This is a genomic window from Chryseobacterium sp. ZHDP1 (assembly GCF_018603435.1).
GTDB lineage: Bacteria > Bacteroidota > Bacteroidia > Flavobacteriales > Weeksellaceae > Chryseobacterium > Chryseobacterium indicum.
In genome coordinates this window covers 326058-346249 of the sequence record NZ_CP075682.1, presented here as the reverse complement: position 1 = coordinate 346249, position 20192 = coordinate 326058, and the positions used below count along the sequence as shown (strand labels likewise).

Genomic DNA, 20192 nt, shown 5'->3' with positions numbered 1-20192 from the left:
GAAGAACTTTATCTTTTATTATTGATTTCAACACTATTTCAATTACTTCGAACTGAAAATGTAAAGTATTCTAACAATCTGAATTTCCACCCCGAAAATGTTATTATTACTTTACAAAAAAAAGAAACAACAATTTAAAAATCAACACTTTACGATATTAAACTTTTAAAAACATTGAATATTATAAACGTGTAAATATTTATATGTAAATTTATTCATCAAATAAAATTTCTGGCTTAACTAGACAAAAATCAATACAAAACCCATTAACAAAGGATTATAGTTCAGATATTGATTAAAATATTTCATTATGTAAATAAAAAATTTTACTTTTAATCAGAATTTTTAATAAATATCATAATGGTCAGAATTTTCCTTGTGGATGATGATCCATTCTTCGGAGAAATGCTAAAATATCATCTTGAGCTTAATCCTGATTATGAAGTTTTTCTTTATAGTTCGGGCAGAGAATGTCTTTCTGAACTTTACCGGAATCCTGATATCATTTGTATTGATTTTGGACTGCCGGACATACAGGGAGATGATCTTTTTAAGCAGATTAAAGGCATATATCCAAGCCTGCCGATCATCGTAATCAGCGGTCAGGAAAATATTTCCGTTGCTATAGATTTTCTAAAACAGGGAGCAAAAGATTATATTGTAAAAAATGAACATACAAAAGAACTTTTGTGGAACTCCATCATCCGTCTTAGAGAAAATATCTCTCTAAAACAGGAGGTTGAAGAACTGAAAGATGAACTTGAAAAAAAATACAGTTTCGAGAAAACGATCATCGGACAAAGCGAATCTATTAAAAATATTTTTTCAAAAATTAATAAGGCTCTGAAATCCAACATCAATGTCTCTGTAACCGGAGAAACGGGAACCGGTAAAGAAGTAGTAGCAAGGGCAATTCATTACCATTCCTCCCGAAAAAACAAACCTTTTGTTGCGGTAAATATGGCAGCAATCCCAAAAGATCTGGTAGAAAGTGAATTTTTCGGACATGAAAAAGGCGCATTTACAGGCGCTACAGATAAATCGGTCGGAAAATTTGAACAGGCAAACGGCGGAACTATTTTTCTGGACGAAATTGCAGAACTGGATCTCAATCTTCAGAGCAAGCTTCTCCGCGCTTTACAGGAAAGAGAAATTACAAGAGTTGGCGGAACTCAAAAAATAAAATTAGATGTAAGACTCATTATTGCCACTCATAAAAACCTTGCAAATGAAGTAAAAAAAGGGAACTTCAGAGAAGATCTTTATTATCGTGTTATTGGTCTTCCGATAGAATTACCGCCACTGCGGGAAAGAGATCAGGACACTTTAATTCTTGCAAAACATTTTATTGATCTTTTTGCCAAAGAAAACAAAATAAAACCACTGAGCCTGTCTTCGGATGCCAGAAAAAAACTCATGAAATACAGTTTTCCGGGGAATATAAGAGAACTGAAATCTGTAGTGGATCTTGCCTGTGTAATGGCAGAAGGTAATGAAATAACCGCGGACGATATCAGTTTTTACAGCCTGGAAAAAGAATCCGAAGTTTTTCTTTCTGAGCAAAAGACGCTGAAACAGTACACTACAGATATTATTCTTCATTTTCTGAAAGAAAATAATAATGATGTTATTAAGACGGCCAAAATATTAGACATAGGAAAATCCACTGTTTATAACCTCATCAACAGTGTAGATCTAAAAAAAACTAAAGAATAAATGAAAGTTGCTAAACTACTTTTTGCAGGCGGAAACTGGATATCTGAAAGAAACGATGATGAACTGGACGATCATAAAGTTCAATTGATACTGGGATACGGCTGCCGAAACATCCTTGAAAACCCAGATTTTTTTGATATCATAAAAACAAAGTTCCCAAACGCGGAAATTGCCTTATGTTCTTCTTCGGGAGAAATTTTCTGCAATGAAGTATTTGATGAAACTGTAACAGTTACCGCCATTGAATTTTTCTCTGCACAGATAAAAACCCAACAGATTGATATTAATGATTTCCAAAACAGTTATGAAGCCGGAAAGGCACTAATCGGAAATCTGCCTCATGAAAACCTCAGATGGGTTTTTGTTTTGTCGGACGGAAGCAAAGTGAACGGAAGCCAGCTGGTGAAAGGCCTTAATGAAGGACGGCCGGAAGGCGTATTAATATCCGGAGGATTGGCGGGTGACAGCGACCGTTTCGAAAAAACCGTTGTAGGTCTTAATGAAGCTCCGGTGAGCAATAAAATCGTTGCCATCGGTTTTTATGGCCATACGCTGAAACTTTCTCACGCATCATTTGGCGGCTGGGAAAGCTTCGGGCTGGAAAGAACTGTTACCAAATCCCAAAACAATATCCTTGTTGAGATCGATAATAAAAATGCTCTTGACCTCTATAAAAGCTATCTGGGAAAATATGCAGAAGAACTTCCAAGTTCTGCCCTGCTCTTTCCACTATCTTTAAAAATTGACGAAGATTCGGCTCCTGTGGTAAGAACCATACTTTCCATCAATGAAAAGAATAACATGATGATTTTCGCAGGAGATCTGCCGGAAGGAAGCCATGTAAGATTTATGAAAGCCAATCTGGACCGCCTCATTGATGCAGCGAATGATGCTGCCAATGCATGTCTTCAGATGAATCCGGATCCTAAACTGGGGATTATTGTAAGCTGCGTTGGAAGAAAAATGGTTCTCGGAGAGCGAGTTGCTGAAGAAGTAGAGATTGTGAGAGATGTTTTGGGTGAAAATACCTTTCTTAACGGCTTTTATTCTTATGGAGAAATTTCCCCGGTGAAGCCTTTCGGAGACTGTGCACTTCACAATCAGACAATTACCATTACCACTGTAAATGAAATACGATAGCTATGGAAATCGATTTGCACAATTTACTCAGAAGACAGATTAAAAGACATCTGCCCGAAGATTGCCACAGCGACCCGAAATTTAAGAACTTTATTAATGCAATCAACGATTCTTATAAATCTTTTGAGCGCGATAAAGAACTTACCGATCATGCATTCAGGCAAAGCGAAAAAGAATATAAAGAATTGTTTAATGATCTGAAGAAAGAAAATGAACTCAAGCAGGAATCCATTTCGAGCCTTTATGAATCATTAAGCTTACTGGATTATTCTTTTGATACGAAAAAAAATAAAGACCTTAAAGAACTTTCCTTATATCTGGCAGAACAGCTTAAAGAGCGAAAAAGAGCGCAGGATAACATCAAACGTCAGGAAGAAAAATACCGCAACATTATTGCGAATATGAATCTCGGACTTATTGAAGTGGATAATGATGAGATTGTACGCTATGCGAACCAGAGTTTCTGCAACGTTTCAGGTTTTGAGCTGGACGAAATTATCGGTAAAAATCCTTCGCAGCTTTTTGTACAGGGGGAAGCCAATCTGGAATTTATACAGGAACAGATTGACCTTAGAGAGAAAGGAATTTCCAGCGTTTATCAGCTTCCTATAAAAAATAAAAGAGGCGAACTGAGATGGTGGGCAATCAGCGGTGCTCCCAATTATGACGATCACGGAAATCTGTTAGGCTCCATAGGTATCCACCTTGATATTACAGACCAGAAAAAGCTGGAAGAAGATCTAAAGCAGGAAAAATCTAAAGCAATTGAAGCTTCCAAGGCGAAAGAGGTATTTTTAGGCAACATGAGCCATGAAATCAGAACTCCGCTTAATGCCATCATCGGTTTTCTCCGGGAACTTAAAAGGCTTGATCTTACAACAACCCAGAATCAGTTTGTAGAAAACAGCTTCAACGCCGCGCAGCATCTTTTATCCATCATTAACAACATTCTGGATATCTCCAAAATAGAATCCGGCGAAATGTCTCTGGATAATACTGTTTTTTCGCTGAAAGAATGCATTAGTAATATCATCAGTATTCTTCAGCCCAAAGCAAGACAGAAAAAAATAATGCTTAAAGCTAAATTTTCTGATGATCTTTTTTCAGAATTCAAAGCCGATGCCCTGAAAATAAAACAGATTTTGTACAATATTATCGGAAATTCCCTAAAATTTACAAACGTAGGAGAAATACGGGTAGAATGCAATGTCATAAAAGATTTCCCCAACCATCAATCTCTTCAGATCTGTATTATTGATACCGGAATAGGAATGAGCGAAGAATATGTAAAGCAGATCTTTAAGAAATTTAATCAGGAAGACAGCTCCATTTCCAGAAAATACGGAGGAACCGGTCTCGGAATGGCAATTACCCGGGAACTTATCTACCTGATGAAAGGAGAAATTAAAATTAAAAGTAAAAAAAATGTAGGAACTGAGATCAGTATTTTTCTGGATATGGATAAAAGTAAAGAAAAAACAACATTGAAAAACATTGAAGTAAAAGAACATGTTTCCATCGAAGGAACCCGTGTTTTGCTGGTGGAAGACAACGAACTTAATCAGCTTGTTGCCGAAAATTCTCTTACGCACTTCGGATGTGAAGTTACAAAAGCAGATAATGGCAGAAGAGCCATAGATATTCTTTCGAAAAAACAGTTTGATATTATTTTAATGGACATTCAGATGCCTGAGCTCGATGGTATTGAAGCCACAAAAATCATCCGTAAAGATTTCAGGCTTACCACACCCATTATTGCCCTTACAGCAAATGCCTTTAAAACAGAAATAGACAATTGTATTGCTGCCGGAATGAACAGCTACATCACCAAACCCTTTGATGAGGATGAGCTTCTGAAAGTAATTTATAAAAATATTAAAATGCAAAATGCCCCGGAAACCAATGATTCAGGAGCAGAAAAAGCACTTTATGACCTTAAAAATATTCAGGCTTTAAGCCGGGGAAATGAAGATTTCATTCAAAAAATGCTTTCCATATTCATTACTCAGACGCAGCAGACGATTCCTTTGGTAGAACAGGCATTCGAAGAAAAAAATTATGCAGAAATATCACGTCTTATTCACAGAATAAAACCAAGTATTGAAGGAGTCGGCATCTACTCCATCAAAGAAACCGTAAAAGAACTTGAGGTAAAATCTAAAGACCAACAGACAGATTTTACAGAGCTTTACACCATGTTCTTAGAAGTGAAAAACACACTTTCCACCGCTATAGAACAACTGGAAAAGGAAATAACATAGTTTTATTCCAAAATATGGAAAATGTCTTTATTTTGGAATTTAAACAATCAAACAAGCACTGATTATCAACAACTTAAATAAAGGCATGGTAATCGCGTTATCATTATCAAATAAAAGAGATGGAAACAAATAACAAAAAATTGAAATTTTTTATTGTAGATGATGACAGATTTTGTGCTACAGTTTATGAGCAGTATTTAAAGAATAACCATTACGAAGATATTACCTCATTCAGCAGCGGAGAAGAATGTCTGGACGAGCTTTACCAGAAACCCGATATTATTTTTCTGGATCACAACATGGAAGATCTTAACGGTTTTGAGGTTTTAAAAAAGATAAAAAGATATGATCCGAACATTTACGTGATCATGGTCTCTGCGCAGGAAAATATAGACACCGCAGTAAACGCCCTGAAGTACGGAGCATTCGATTACATCGTAAAAGATGCGGATGTATGCGATAAAATGACGGATACAATAGAGAAAATATTAAAAATTAAAGAAGAAATGTCTCAGAACCAACGGAAAGGTTTTAGAAAATTCTTTACAGTTTTATTTTAAATCTTATGTTAAAAAAACTCACACTATCATTCTTTTTCCTGATGCTTCTGGTATCCTGTAAAACGTACAATGTACTTGAAGAAGAGCAGGCTACCCGAAATATGCAGGATTTCAGCTATGATCCGAATTACGAATACAGAATCCGTAAGGACGATAAAATTACGCTTTCCGTTTGGGGTGAAGATGATTTAAGTGTGGGCTCCGTGTACGGAATTTACAATTCTAATGAAGTATACGGAAAATGGCTTCTGGTAGACATCAACGGAAATATAGAAATTCCAAAATTGGGAACAACTCCAGTTGTAGGAAAATCGGTTCCGGAGCTGAAGGAAGAAATAAAAACAAAGCTTAAAAAATGGCTGGTAAATCCTATCGTGGATGTAAAAGTTCTGAATAAAGAAATTGCAGTGATGGGTGAAGTGAGAAACCCGGCTGTAATTCAGGTAGATAAAGACCAGAATACTTTACTGGAGCTGGTTTCCAAAGCGGGAGGATTTGAAATGTACGCCAATTTAAAATCAATTAAAATTCTGCGGCAGGAAGGGGAAAACGTTCGCGTAACCAATATTGATCTTACCAAAATGAAAGATGTTCCCAACCAGAATATCCTTCTTCATCCGGGAGATTACATCATTGTTCCTTCCAAGAAAAGTAAAGATTTCGATAAAAGAATTTCAACCATTATTCCTTTCGCAACCGTTACTTCCGCAGCAGCCATCCTCATAGGATTATTATAAAACTTATTACCATGAACAACGAGAATGTAAGATTTCTGAAACCGCTGTTACGAGGATTTCCTATCGTGGTTCTCGCAATGATTATTGCGGTTTTGGCAGCAAAAAAGTACCTTAACTACGTAACACCTATGTACGAAAGTACTGCAAAACTGAAACTTGCAGATACACAGGAAGGTGTACCAAGTGCAAATCTATTCAAAGATTTCGACGTTTTTGCTACCCCAAATAAGATAAGCACAGAAATTGAAGTTCTTAAATCTACATCTTTAATTGAAAAAACACTTGAAAAACTACCCTTTTCCACCGAAATTTACAGAAAAGGAAAAGTGCGCTCCGTAGAACTTTTTAACGATTCTCCGATAAAAGTTGAGGGCTTTTTAACAGATGAAAAAAATTACGATAAAAAATTCAGCATCCACGTAACATCAACCCAGAATTTTACGATAGCTGCTTCAGACTCCACAAAAGAAATAAAGGGAACTTTCGGAACGCCCACAGATATTAAAGGAGGGAAAATTCTCGTCACTAAAAACGACAGCTTACTTAAGTTTAAACCTGCTGCTAAAATCATCGATCATTATGAAGTTGAATTCCTGAGCAGAGAAAAACTTTTGGACAAGATAAATAAGAATCTTGATATTGTTTCGGTAGATAAAGACGTTCCCGTTATCAGAATCAATTATAAAAGCAACGTTCCGGAAAAAGCAAGTCTTCTCGTGAATACACTTGCAGAAACATATATTGAAGATTATATTGAAAATAAATACCGCGCTGCCAATACAACCGTAGACTTTCTCAAAGGAGAAATCGGGCAGGCAAACAACAAACTTAGCGATGCAGAAAACCGCATCGAAAACTACAGAGACAGAAAAAATATCATTAATATACCGCAGGAAACAGAAACCGATCTCAGAAAGATCTCTCAGCTTAAAATCCAGAAGAGCAACCTGAAAATGAATCTGGATGCGATTAAAAATCTCAACAGCTATATTTCTGAAGGAAAAGACAATTATCTTGAACTTGCCCCAAATTTTGAAGCATTCAACGACCTTCTTTCTACGGAAATGATTAAAAATATGAAGCTGCTTCAGGCTGAAAAAAAAGAACTCCTGCTTACTTATACGCCCGAACATGAAAAGGTAAAAGTAATTGATGCTAAAATTAAAGATCTTACTGATTATCAAACAGAAAGCATAAGAAACACACAGAGAAACTTACAGATTAAGTATAACGATATCGACCGCGATATCCAGATTGCAGAACAGGCTTTTATAGGTCTGCCTGAAAAGGAAAAACTGCTGAACATCATGAACCGTGAGTTTAATCTTTACGAAAAGAATTATAATTTCCTGAACGAAAAAAGAATAGATGCAGAAATTGCAAAAGCGGCAAAAATTTCTTTTCATAAAATTATTACAAAAGGGGAACTTCCTAAACAGCCGGTTTCACCGATGCGCTCCATCATCATCATTGTTGCAGCCATTATGAGTATGATCGGGTCTATTGCGCTGATCTACGCTGTACATTTTGCAAAAGCCAAAGTAAATGATGTGTATACCATCGAAAAAAACAGCACCATTCCTGTTGCATTTACAACCCCTTTTATTAAAAACAGGGAAAACATAATGCATCACTTTCTCGAGAACGTATTGGAAATGGAACTGAAAGAAATTATTAAAGATAAAAATCTCATCTGCATCACTTCATATGATAAATCGAAACAGCATTTGTTTCATTCAAAAAATATCATAAAAGCTTTGCAGGCGCAATCCAGAAAAGTATTGGTAATTGATGTAGCGGGAAATTTAGAAAATATTGAAAATATCGATTATATCGACTTTTCAGAAGAAAAAAATTTAAGATTAACTTCCACGGATATTGAGAATCTGATCCGTGAAAGAATGACAGGAAACGAAATCTGCATCATCAATAACCAGTCAATAAAACAAGGAAAACTTCCTTTATTATTCCTGAAAATGGCAGATCAGAATCTTTTTGTTTTAGACAGCCGAAGAACAGCCGAAAAAACAATTATGAACGTAGAACTTCTGAAGGATGAATACAAACTGACGAATCTTTGGTTTGTTCTGAATAAAGAAGGCTATAACCCGAGTTTAATGACCTCTATTAAACGTTTTATAAACAGAAAAAGATCGTGAAAAAGCTTACAGAAATATTTCGCAGACCCACATCTCTGGTTTTCGCAGACCAGCTGATTTTCAGCGGAAGCAATTTTCTTCTGACGTTTTTACTTGCCCGAAAACTGAATATTTCAGATTTTGGTCTGTTTTCGTCTGTGCTTTTGGTTACGTATCTTTTGGTAGGCATCTGCAACGCCATTGTGGTACAGCCTTTCCAGATTCTGGCAGCAAAAGAATACAGTAAAAAGTCTCTGGGCTTCGTTTTTCAGGCAGCAGTACCTTTAATTCTTATTTTTGCTGCTCTTATTTCTGCTGTTAAATTTATACCGGTTTCGGCACTGTCATTTATTAAAGAGAATACAGTGGCAATCATTGTTTTTGCAGCAGCGTATGTTTTTCAGGACTTTATGAGAAAAGTTTTACTTACGATAGACCGCATACAACTTGTACTTTTTATCGACAGTATTTTTCTCCTTGTTTTTCCTTTAATATGGTTTGAAAACAGTCTCGATTTAGGAAAAAGCCTTCTGATTATAGGAATTGTTAATGTCATTGCTTCCATTCCCGGAGTTTGGTATGGTCTGAAAAATGCAGACTTCAGCTTCAGTAACGCTTCCCTGTTTCATTATCATTTTACAGAAGGAAAATGGCTTTTAAGCGCTTCTATAGTTCAGTGGTTTTCGGGTAATTTCTTCACTCTGGCTGCGGGAATCTATTTAGGAGTTAATGCTTTGGGAGCTTTGAGGCTGGTTCAGTCGTTTTTCGGGGTTATTAATGTTATTCTTCAGACTGTTGAAAATTATTACCTCCCGAAAACTGCGAAGCTTCATTATCAGGACAAAAAAGAAGAAAAAAAATCCCTGCTTTTCAGTATGTCGAAAGGAATGCTGGCTTTAGGAATTTTAATCATCAGTTTCTTCATCTTTTCAGAACCTCTCATTACGCTATTGGGCGGAGAACAATACAAACAGTATGGTTTTGTAATTAAACTGGTTTCGGTACTATATGTCGTGATTTTGTACAGCTACCCTACCCGGCTTTCCATAAGAGTTCTGGAGCAGAATAAAGCTTTTTTTACAGGATACTGCATTTCGTTTGTGTTTTCATTACTCAGTTTTCATTTTTTACTGAAATACGGAGCACTTTACGGCGCAGTTGCGGGACTTGTGATTAACCAGATTTTAATGATCGTGTACTGGAAAATTTTACTTAGCAGAAAACAGATTTCAGTATGGGCATAGTACATTTGATATTAGGAAAAGCAAATCCTGAAAAGGTGAACGGCGTAAATAAAGTCGTTTATAATATCGCGACAAAACAGGCTGAAAATAAACAGGATGTAGAAGTTTGGGGAATCTCCGAAAATACAGAGGTTAATTACCCCGAAAGAAACTTTAAAACGAAGATTTTTAAACGGAAAAAAAATCCTTTTTCCATTCCGGAAGATCTTCAGAAAGAAATAATTAACAGCAGCGAATCTACAGTCTTTCACCTTCATGGCGGATGGATTCCTGTATTTTCGTCCTTAAGCAGATTTTTGCGGAAACACAAATTCAATTATATTATTACGCCCCACGGAGCGTACAATGCTGTCGCAATGCAGAAAAGTATGATTACCAAAAAGCTTTACTTCGAGTTTTTTGAAAAAAGCGTCATCAAAAATGCTTCAAAAATTCACTGCATTGGCGAAAGCGAGATGGAGGGTTTACAGTCGATTTATACAACCCGAAAAGGTACTTTGATTCCCTATGGATTTGAAAGGATAAAGGATGAAGTCTGTTCTAATCCGTACAAAGAAACTTTAATTTTCGGTTTTATCGGAAGGCTGGATATTTACACAAAAGGTCTGGATCTGCTTGTGGAGAGTTTTGCTGAATTTTCTAAAGCGGATCCCTTTTCTGAATTGTGGATTGTGGGCGACAGCGATGAAAAAGATGAACTTCATCAAAAAATAAAAGCACTGGGAATTGAAGATAAAACAATTCTTTTCGGAAGTAAATTTGGAGAAGAAAAAAATGATCTCTTGAAAAAGATGGACATTTTTGTGCATCCTTCCAGAAACGAAGGATTGCCGGTTTCCGTAATCGAAGCTGCAAATTTCGGCAAACCCTGTATTGTAACAAAAAACACCAATATCGGCTATCTTGTTGAACAATACAATGCGGGAATCAATATCCCTTCACCTAAGACAACACTCCTTACCAAAGCATTTTTCGATATTTCCAAAATTTGGAAAGACCAGCAGAACTATGAAAAGATTTGCGCAAATGCAATACAAATGGTAGAAGAAGCTTTCGACTGGAATAGAATTCTTCATGAAATGAATACCAAACTCTACAACTGCTGAAAATGGAAACGCTACCTCTTCATCATCAGCAATTTCTTAAAAAGCTGAACAACCAGCTCTTCATCATTCTTCTGCTTATGGTGGGATGTTTTTTTACATGGAGCGAAAATGTAAACATTACACGAGCCATCAAAGTAGTCGGAAGAATGGGCGTTATGATTTCTTCTATTCTCATTTACTTTAAAATCATCCGATACGGAAGCATCAATTCTCTGGAATACAAAAACATATTTTCGCCGATTTTATACATCTGCTATTTAATCTTGGGATTCATTTCATTTTCGTGGAGTACCAATCCGGGATTCAGTGCGTTACAATGGTTTATGACCTTTCAGAGCTTTGTTTTTGCTTATTTTTTCGTAAAAAGTCTGAAGGTTTTAGACGTTTATTTTGAAGGACACAACATCAGATTATATCATCTTCTGGGAAACACCGTTTTCGTTCTTCAGCTTATTTTCGTGATCGGAATGTGGGTTGCTCCGGATATATTTTTCCGGTTAACCGACGGTGGCGAAGAAGCAAGGCTTGGAGGAACAATGATGAATCCCAATGAGCTTGGAATGCTTGCAGGAGTAGGTTCTGCATGTCTTATTTTTGATCTTTACCGTTTTAAAAAGAAAGTCTGGACCATTATAAAAATTATGGTGATTCTGTATGCCTTATTTATGACCGGATCGCGATCTTCCCTGATCGGCGTTTTGCTGATCGTATTTTTCCACATCAACCAGACCAAACAGAAAACCCTGAAGTTTGCCATTATTGCGCTTGTTGCGATGGTTGCACCTTTTGCGGTATACACCGTTATTCTGAAAGGCGGAGATCAGGAAAGGCTGGAAGAAATCATGAGTCTTACCGGAAGGCTTCCTTTCTGGCAGGCTTTAATTACAGAAGGTTTACCAAGAGAACCGCTTTTGGGCTTTGGCTTTATGAGGATCGATTACAAAGAGTTTTTCCAGAGCGCACATACCTATCCGGGAAAAATGACGCACAACACTTTTATGCAGGTTCTGATGAATCTTGGATTTATCGGGTTTACCATTGTACTTTTTCAGGTATTTTTTACTGTAAAATCGATCTTGTCTGAACAGAAAGAACAGAAACTGATGCTCATCGGGATTCTTATTCCTATCGTTATTAATTCCTTTACAGAATTCGGGATTTTTGGAGAAAGTAATTATGGGATCATGTTCTATCAGATCATTATATTTTCTATTGCATTCCGCAACAATAATCATCTTACAAGATGGCAGAAAATTATCCTGAAGAAGAAAAGACCGGATCTATTTGCTGATTAAAATTCCACAGGACAGTTCCATTTTCCAGATTCTGGAATGAAAATCAGATTAAAAATAATATAACTAACTGATTATAAGTAATTTGAATTTATGGCAGATATTTTTATACTATTTTGGTATATAAATAATCATCATGAAAACATTATTTAGAAATACAGGGTACAAACTATTTACAAAACAGGAAAAGAACAGTAAAAAGATTTCTTTTTCTTATATAAAAAATCCTGACGGAACAGTAAGATGGTTTTGGAACTCAGATTCCGCAAAACCGTTATTTCTAAAATTTTATAATGCGGCTACTCCGAAGGCAAAACTTTTTGAACTGTTGGTAAAAACTGTTTTTGCACTACATCTGCAGAGAATTGTTTTTAAGAAAGAAACGCTGTATTATGTAAAAAATGGTCAGCCGGTTTTTGATATCGAAAACGACTGGGCAATTTTTACGGGAACAGTAGGTCCGAATAACAAAGCGCTTCTGTACAGCGAAGGATACTTTTATAAAATTGCAGAAACAGAAACAGCAAAGAAGCTCATTGCTACGGAAAACAAAAACGTGAGAAAAATTATTTCGGGCAATATATTACAGGTTCCTGAAGCTTCAATGATCAGTGAAAATATTCTTCGGTTATCGGATGTTTCAAACAAAGGAATTCGTGAAAACGCTTTTACCGGAATTCATGCGGAAGCCGTAAAAAAGATTGCAGCACACCATGAAAGAAGCGTAAAAATATCGGAATGGAAGTATTTTCAAAGTGTAAAAGAACAGTTTTTAACAATTGAGGATGAAAGAATTCCGAAAAATATCATCCGAAAGATAAAAGCGATCTTAAGACATACCAATGAAGAAGAAAACATTAAAGTTGCATTTTCTCATGGAGATTTTACCTCGTGGAACTGTTACATAAAAAATGGAAAACTTGCTGTTTATGACTGGGAGCTGTCTTCTACAGAAAAGCCAAAAGCGTTTGATTTCTTTCATTTTATTATCCAGAACGGAATTCTAATCCAGAAAAAAAGCTGGAAAGAAATTTATGCAGAGATTAAAGAAAAAAATAAAATAACCTTCCGGTTCAGCGAAGCCGAACTTCAGAACTATCTGAAGTACTATCTTCTGACCAATACGCTGTCTTATCTTACCATTTATGCTGCACAGGAAGAATGGCATCTTCAGATTCACTGGCTGTTAAAAACATGGAATGAAGCTTTAAATATCATTCTAAAAAACTATTCTACCGAAAGAGAACTGGTCATTTTAGATACTTTCGATGCGCTTTATCACACAGATTATGCGGCTTTGAAATTCCACAGTGAAGAACCTGAAAAACTGAAGCTGAATTCTGATATTGATATGATTATTTCTTCTGAAAACGCCCAGAAATTAGTCAGTTATTTATCCGGACACAGCCTTGTAAAGAAAGTTTCAACAGTAAAGAAATCTTTCATGCAGACGGTAAGAATTGTTACTCTTCAAAACGAGATTCTTAATCTGGATCTTATCCATCAGGTAAAATGGAAGCATATGCAGATTATGGATATTTCTAAAATTATGGAAAACAGAAGGAAAAACAGATATGGCGTTTATAAAGTTTCAGAAAAAGACACTGCCCGATTTATTGATCTTTTTTACAGTCTGAACGGCGCAGAAATTCCTGAAACGTACGCTAAATTTGTTTCAGAACATTTAAAATCAAACAAAATAACCGACAGAGAACTCACGATTAAAACGCTGAAAATGAAGAATTATAATAAAGGATTCAGTTATTTTAAAAATACATTTCATTATTTAAGAGATTCCTTTGCGGAAAAAGGCTTCATCATCACATTCAGTGGCGTGGACGGAGCAGGAAAATCCACAGTGATCTCGGAAGTTTCTGAACTGATTGAAAAACGCTACAGAAGACCTGTAAAAGTACTGAGACACAGACCTTCCCTGCTTCCCATCCTGAGTGTATGGACCAAAGGAAAGGAAAAAGCACATGAGGACGCGGTAAATTCTTTACCCAGACAGGGAAACAACAAAAACTCCCTTTCTTCCTTATTAAGATTCGGATATTATTATACAGATTATATTTTAGGACAATTTGTTATATACACAAAATATGTTTTGCGGGGAAAAATAGTTTTATACGACAGGTATTATTTCGATTTTATTGCCGATGCAAGAAGAAGCAACATTCAGCTTCCGAAATCCGTAACGGAGACAGGATATCATTTCCTGATGAAGCCGGAATTCAACTTCTTCCTGTATGCTGCGCCTGAAAAAATACTTAGTAGAAAAAAAGAACTTTCGTATCATTCGATTTGTGACCTTACTTCAGAATACAGTTCCCTTTTCTCTAAACTGGAAAGAAAGAACCAGAGAGTGAAGTATTTAGCAATCGAAAACAATGATCTTGATGTGACATTAGGAACGATCATGAACACAATAATTGCACAGAGATGAAAAAGCTTGTCGTAAAAATTATAAAACTAAGAAGTCCCTACTTTACTATAGATGATGATTTGAACTCCGGAGCGGTTCTGCAGTTTATCTGGATCCAGCTCTGGAGCATCATCAGAGGTTTCAGGATGCTTCTCTCTTTCAGAAATCCCAAAGGAATGCTTCTAGGCAGAAGAGTAAGTTTCTTTAATGTTTCTAAAATAAAATGGGGAAAATTTCTGCGTCTGGGAAATGATGTCTACGTTTCTGCCCTTGCAAAACACGGAATTGAATTTGGAGACAATGTATCGATCGGAGCTTTCAGCAGAGTAATTGTTTCCACCTCTTTTAACAATATCGGAGAAAAAATTAAAATAGGAAACAACGTAGGGATCGGGGAATTTGCTTATCTTGGCGGTTCCGGAGGTCTAGAAATCGGTGATGAATGCATTGTAGGACAATATCTGAGCTGTCACCCCGAAAATCACAACTATGAAGATCCCGAAACTTCAATCCGGCTTCAGGGTGTCAACAGAAAAGGAATAAAGATCGGGAAAAACTGCTGGATCGGAAGTAAAGTCACCATTCTGGATGGTGTGGAAATCGGAGACGGATGTATTCTGGCTGCAGGAAGTGTAATTACCAAATCTTTTCCGGACAACAGCATTATCGGCGGAGTTCCCGCTAAACTTTTAAAAACAAGAACCCATGAAAACCAATCAGACGATACTCGCAACTTGCTACGCTATCAATCCGTATAAAGGATCGGAAGATGCGATGGGATGGAATTTTGTGTATCAGATCGCCAGATTTCGTAAAGTTTTTGTCGTAACAAGAGAAAACAATAAAACACATATTGAAAAATACATGAAGGAAAATCCAGATCCGTTATATCAGAACATGAATTTCCTTTATTTTGATCTTCCTTACTGGATGCGTTTCTGGAAAAAAGGAAGTCGTGGTGCGCTTCTGTACTATTATTTATGGCAACGGGGAATTGTTTCGTTTATAAAAAAACAGAAGGTGAATTTTGACATTGCCCACAATGTGAATTTTCATAACGACTGGACACCCAGTTTTTTATGGAAATTAAAAAAGCCGTTGGTTTGGGGTCCTGTAGGACACCATCCTCTCATTCCTAAACAATATCTGAACGATTATTCCCAAAAATACTTCCTTAAAGACCGTTTAACATGGATGGTGAAAAACTTTTTCTGGAAACTTTCGCCTTCCCTGAAAAAAACCTTGAAGCATTCCAATCACATCTGGTGCATGAACAGCGGAGTTCCGGATAAGCTTAAACTTAAAGAAAATCAGTATTCGCTCTATCCTTCTGTTGCTTCGGAAGATTTTTATCAAAAAGATGAAGTAGCGGTAAAATCAGATTTTGCCGTAATCAGTGTAGGAAGATTTGTTCCGTTGAAAGGTTTTGATCTTACGATTCGTTCATTCATTCAGTTTATCAGTCGGCTTTCGGAAGAAGAAAAAGCGAAATGCAAGTTAATTTTGGTGGGAACCGGCGAACAAAAGCAGTTTTACAAAGATTTAATTCAGCAAAATAACGCTGAAAATTATATTGAAATCATTGAATGGATCGACCGCAGAGAACTGATGAAAATGTATGAAAAAGCTTCGGTTTTTCTCTTTCCGTCTCATGAAGGAGCAGGAATGGTGGTTCCGGAAGCTCTTTCTTTCGGACTTCCGGTTGTCTGCCTCCAAAATGAAGGTCCCGGAGAATTTATTACCGAAAAATGCGGTTTTACTGTTCCACAGCAGGAATATGATCAAACGGTAACGGAATTAAGCAATGTTTTAACGAAATTATTTTCAGACAAAGATCTTCAGCAAAAAATGAGCATCGAAGCCAGAAAGCATTATCTTGACCGATTCTCCTGGGAAAAAAGAGGCGATCATCTCAATACAATCTATAACCAAATCTAGCCATGAAAAGAATTGTATCTGTTCATCTTCTGAATGATTATAGCGGAAGCCCGAAAGTTCTGATGCAGCTTCTGAAATCCTGGATAAAAAACGGGATGGATGCGCATCTTTTTACTTCAGGCGGAAGAAAGGGGTTTTTGTCTGATATTCCGAAGGTTAAAAATCATCTGTTCTGGTATCGCTTTTCGTCCAACGCACTGGTAAGAATTGTTAATTTCTTTCTCAGTCAGTTTTTTCTGATGATTAAATTGCTCTTTTTCCTAAAAAAAAGTGATGTTGTTTACATCAATACAGTGCTGCCTTTCGGGGCGGCAATTGCAGGAAAGCTGAGAGGCTGTAAGATTATTTATCATATCCATGAAACTTCGGTAAAGCCGAAAATATTTAAAAATTTTCTTTTCGGAACGGCAAAAATGACTGCCGCTAAAATTGTTTTTGTTTCGGAATATCTTCTGAAACAGGAATCTTTAATTAACAATCAGGAATTGCTGTACAATGTTCTGGAAAGTGATTTTGCCGAAAAAGCAGACCGTTTCCGAAATGTGGAAAAAGAAATCCCAGTAGTTTTAATGATCTGTTCTTTAAAAATTTACAAAGGAGTTGATGAATTTCTGGAATTAGCCAGAAAAAATCCTTCTTACATATTCAAACTTGTGGTAAATGCTACGGAAAAGGAAATTCAGGAATATTTTAAAGGAAAGGAAATTCCAAAACAGCTTATTATTTATCCTACCCAAACCGATACGCATCCTTTTTATCAGGAAGCCAGCGTAATTCTTAACCTGTCTCATCCCGATCTTTGGGTGGAAACATTCGGACTTACGATTCTGGAAGGAATGCGTTACGGCTTACCTGCGATCGTTGCGCCTATAGGAGGCGTTACAGAACTGGTTGAAGATAATAAAAACGGTTTTTTAATTGATTCTAAAAACACAAATGAACTTTCTGAAAAATTAAACTACATATTGAACAACCCATCTGTCTATCAATCTTTTAGTGAAGCATCTTACGAGAAAAGCCTTTTGTTTTCTGAAGCCTATTTCGAGAGAAAATCTCTCGAAATTATTTCCAATTTATAATCCATTTTCCAGATTGTGGAAATTCAAAACATTTTCTTTGAATTTTAACTATCTAATTATCAACTAATTAAAATATTTTTTATCATTTGGAATATTAATGGTCATTACATAATAAAATAAAACAATTATGAAAACCAAAGTGGCAATTATAGGAACTGTAGGTCTGCCTGCAAAATACGGAGGCTTCGAAACCTTAACTGCTCATCTTGTAGAAGAGCTTTCCGATATGTATGATTTTACTGTATACTGTTCTTCCAAAAAATACAGCAAAGAAGAGAGAATTAAAAGCTGGAAAGGAGCAAAACTGAAATACCTTCCGCTGGACGCAAACGGAATCCAGAGCATTCCTTACGATACATGGTCTATTTTTCATGCTTTATTCCGAAGTGATGTTCTTCTGATTTTAGGCGTTGCGGGAGCATGGCTTTTACCTTTAGTAAGATTATTCACCAATAAAAGAATTATTATTTCCATTGATGGTATCGAATGGAAAAGAGATAAATGGTCTGTTCCTGCAAAATTATATCTGTGGTGGGCAGAAAAACTGGCGGTAAAATTCTCTCATATTGATATTTCCGACAACGAATCGATTCAGGATTATACTTCTGTACGGTACAAAACGATAAGCCGCGTTATTGAATACGGAGCCGATCATACAAAAATAAATCATCTCCCATCTGCTGAAAATCTTGAAAAATATCCTTTTCTGAATGAAGAATATGCGGTAAAAGTATGCAGAATTGAACCTGAAAACCATGTGCATACAATTTTAAAAGTATTCAGCACGCTTCCGGACCGCAAGTTGGTATTGGTAGGAAACTGGAAAAACAGTGAATACGGTAAAAATCTGAAAGAACAATACTCCGGATTTGAAAATATTCTCCTGCTCGATCCAATTTATGAACAGGAAACCATCGATCTTATCCGCGGAAATGCTTCGCTTTACATTCACGGACATTCTGCGGGAGGAACCAATCCTTCGCTTGTGGAAGCCATGTTTTTAGGTCTGCCGATCATCAGCAACGGTGTTTCTTACAACAGAACGACAACCGAAAATCAGGCTTTTTATTTCTCCAATGAAAATGAGCTCAGAAATATTCTGGAACAGCTAACCGGAAAGGATCTTGAGATTTGTGCCGGAACGATGAAAAAAATAGCGGAAAGAAGATACACCTGGAAAAGAATTGCAAAAAAATACAGTCAGCTTATAGAAGAAACCTTTACTATCAATGAGAAAACAAATGTAATGCCTGCCATCTCCGAACTGGACAAAACTATTCTGGAAAAGTATAATGTAGAGCATCTTAAACACATTAAACTATTCAACAACTCTAAATAAATTGCTAAAAAACGAAGGCTATGAAAAACTTTGTAGAACTGTCTATATACGGAATTCTTGCATTTATACTTTCGATGTGTGTAATTCCGCTCATGAGAATGATTGCCCAGAAAATTAAGCTTGTGGATGTTCCCAATGCAAGAAAAGTGCACCAGACTGCTATTCCGCTGATCGGAGGACTTGTGATCGGGCTTGTTGTTTTTTTGCTTTTATGGATTTCTGATGATAAAAGCTGGAAAGATATTCTTCCGATCATCATTACGTCTTACATTATGCTTTTTGTGGGAACGCTGGATGATAAAACAGACATCAGAGCGATTTATAAACTGGGAATACAGATTTGTGTGAGTGTGATTATTGCAACGTCAGGAATCCGGATTACCACTCTTTACGGACTTTTCGGAATCCATGAAATGAATGTTTATTTTCAGTATATTCTTACAGTACTGATCATTACAACGGCTGTAAATGCTTTTAATTTAATTGACGGAATTGATGGTTTGGCAGGGAGTGTTGCGGGAGTAGGTTTTGCTTTGTTTTTCGTTATTGCTTTAATTGAAGGACATTTCGGACTGGCAAGAATCGGGTTGCTTTTCGTAGGGAGTATTGCCGCTTTTTTAAGGTATAATTTCTCTCTGAAAAATAAAATTTTCTTAGGAAATTCCGGATCTCTATTTTTAGGATATTTATTAATCTGCTTAGGAATTTATATTACGAAATTCGACAGAGGTTCGGAAGAGTTTCCTTACGGTATTTTCTTTATCCTATTTGTATTTACGATTCCTGTTATTGATTCCGTGAGAGTGTATGCAGACAGAATTTCGCGGGGAAAATCGCCATTCAAGGCAGATAAATCGCACATCCATCATCATCTTTTAGAATTGGGACTGTCTCACAAAAGAATCACTTTAACTTTTGTAGTTCTGAATATTGTGACATTTATTGTTCAGTATATGTTTTTCCCGAACTACTCTATTTATACAACGCTTATTTCATTCTTTGTCTTTATTTTCATCTTTAAAATTATTAAAGTGCTGAATCTTTTCCTCACATGGAAAAAGAATATCAAAGACATGGAAAATTCATAAAACCAAATTTTGATGTAAAAATTATTATTTCGCCCTTATTTGCCCTTAATAAAAATAATATTCCTGACAGTAATTGTCAGGAGTATTTTTTTATTGTCTGTTTAAACTGATTTAAAGTCTGTTGAACCA

15 protein-coding genes are annotated in these 20192 nt (G+C 36.2%); all 15 read left to right on the top strand.

Annotated features, from left to right (window positions below; all coding sequences use genetic code 11):
- Positions 1-360 precede the first annotated feature (360 nt).
- The 15 genes from KKI44_RS01565 to KKI44_RS01495 all read left to right on the top strand — a co-directional run bounded on the left by KKI44_RS01565 (position 361) and on the right by KKI44_RS01495 (position 20063).
- The gene (locus KKI44_RS01565) at positions 361-1716 is read left to right on the top strand and encodes a sigma-54-dependent transcriptional regulator (RefSeq protein ID WP_214589541.1); all 1356 of its coding nucleotides are present in this window, start codon (positions 361-363) and stop codon (positions 1714-1716) included.
- Positions 1717-2856, top strand: coding sequence for an FIST signal transduction protein (locus tag KKI44_RS01560; RefSeq protein WP_214589540.1), 1140 nt, complete (start codon positions 1717-1719; stop codon positions 2854-2856).
- A 2-nt stretch (positions 2857-2858) separates the two neighbouring features.
- Entirely contained in the window at positions 2859-5117 is a 2259-nt protein-coding gene (locus KKI44_RS01555; RefSeq protein WP_214589539.1) for a PAS domain-containing hybrid sensor histidine kinase/response regulator, read from the top strand.
- 119 nt (positions 5118-5236) lie between these two features.
- Entirely contained in the window at positions 5237-5677 is a 441-nt protein-coding gene (locus KKI44_RS01550) for a response regulator (RefSeq protein ID WP_214589538.1), read from the top strand.
- Positions 5678-5682: 5 nt separating this feature from the next.
- The gene (locus tag KKI44_RS01545) at positions 5683-6414 is read left to right on the top strand and encodes a polysaccharide biosynthesis/export family protein (RefSeq protein ID WP_214589537.1); all 732 of its coding nucleotides are present in this window, start codon (positions 5683-5685) and stop codon (positions 6412-6414) included.
- 11 nt (positions 6415-6425) lie between these two features.
- Positions 6426-8573 carry a GumC family protein gene (locus tag KKI44_RS01540; protein WP_214589536.1) on the top strand — a complete coding sequence of 716 codons (2148 nt, stop codon included), beginning with the start codon at positions 6426-6428 and terminating at the stop codon, positions 8571-8573.
- On the top strand, positions 8570-9796 hold the full coding sequence (locus KKI44_RS01535) for a lipopolysaccharide biosynthesis protein (RefSeq protein ID WP_214589535.1): 1227 nt from the start codon (positions 8570-8572) through the stop codon (positions 9794-9796). The genes KKI44_RS01540 and KKI44_RS01535 overlap by 4 nt, the downstream gene beginning before the upstream one ends.
- Positions 9787-10902, top strand: coding sequence for a glycosyltransferase family 4 protein (locus tag KKI44_RS01530; protein WP_214589534.1), 1116 nt, complete (start codon positions 9787-9789; stop codon positions 10900-10902). Before KKI44_RS01535 ends, KKI44_RS01530 begins: the two co-directional genes overlap by 10 nt.
- Positions 10903-10904: 2 nt before the next feature.
- The gene (locus KKI44_RS01525; protein ID WP_214589533.1) at positions 10905-12197 is read left to right on the top strand and encodes an O-antigen ligase family protein; all 1293 of its coding nucleotides are present in this window, start codon (positions 10905-10907) and stop codon (positions 12195-12197) included.
- 133 nt (positions 12198-12330) lie between these two features.
- Positions 12331-14640: a hypothetical protein gene (locus KKI44_RS01520; protein ID WP_214589532.1), complete on the top strand. Its 2310-nt coding sequence runs from the start codon at positions 12331-12333 to the stop codon at positions 14638-14640.
- Entirely contained in the window at positions 14637-15377 is a 741-nt protein-coding gene (locus KKI44_RS01515) for an acyltransferase (RefSeq protein WP_214589531.1), read from the top strand. The genes KKI44_RS01520 and KKI44_RS01515 overlap by 4 nt, the downstream gene beginning before the upstream one ends.
- Complete coding sequence (locus KKI44_RS01510; RefSeq protein ID WP_214589530.1) at positions 15325-16557, top strand: glycosyltransferase family 4 protein; 1233 nt, start codon at positions 15325-15327, stop codon at positions 16555-16557. The genes KKI44_RS01515 and KKI44_RS01510 overlap by 53 nt, the downstream gene beginning before the upstream one ends.
- 2 nt (positions 16558-16559) lie before the next feature.
- Positions 16560-17636, top strand: a complete 1077-nt coding sequence (locus tag KKI44_RS01505; protein WP_214589529.1) for a glycosyltransferase family 4 protein — start codon at positions 16560-16562, stop codon at positions 17634-17636.
- Between the two features lie 127 nt (positions 17637-17763).
- Positions 17764-18975 (top strand): DUF1972 domain-containing protein, encoded by a 1212-nt coding sequence (locus tag KKI44_RS01500; RefSeq protein WP_250902137.1) that lies wholly within the window; start codon positions 17764-17766, stop codon positions 18973-18975.
- 20 nt (positions 18976-18995) lie between these two features.
- The gene (locus tag KKI44_RS01495) at positions 18996-20063 is read left to right on the top strand and encodes a glycosyltransferase family 4 protein (RefSeq protein WP_214589528.1); all 1068 of its coding nucleotides are present in this window, start codon (positions 18996-18998) and stop codon (positions 20061-20063) included.
- Positions 20064-20192: the final 129 nt, after the last annotated feature.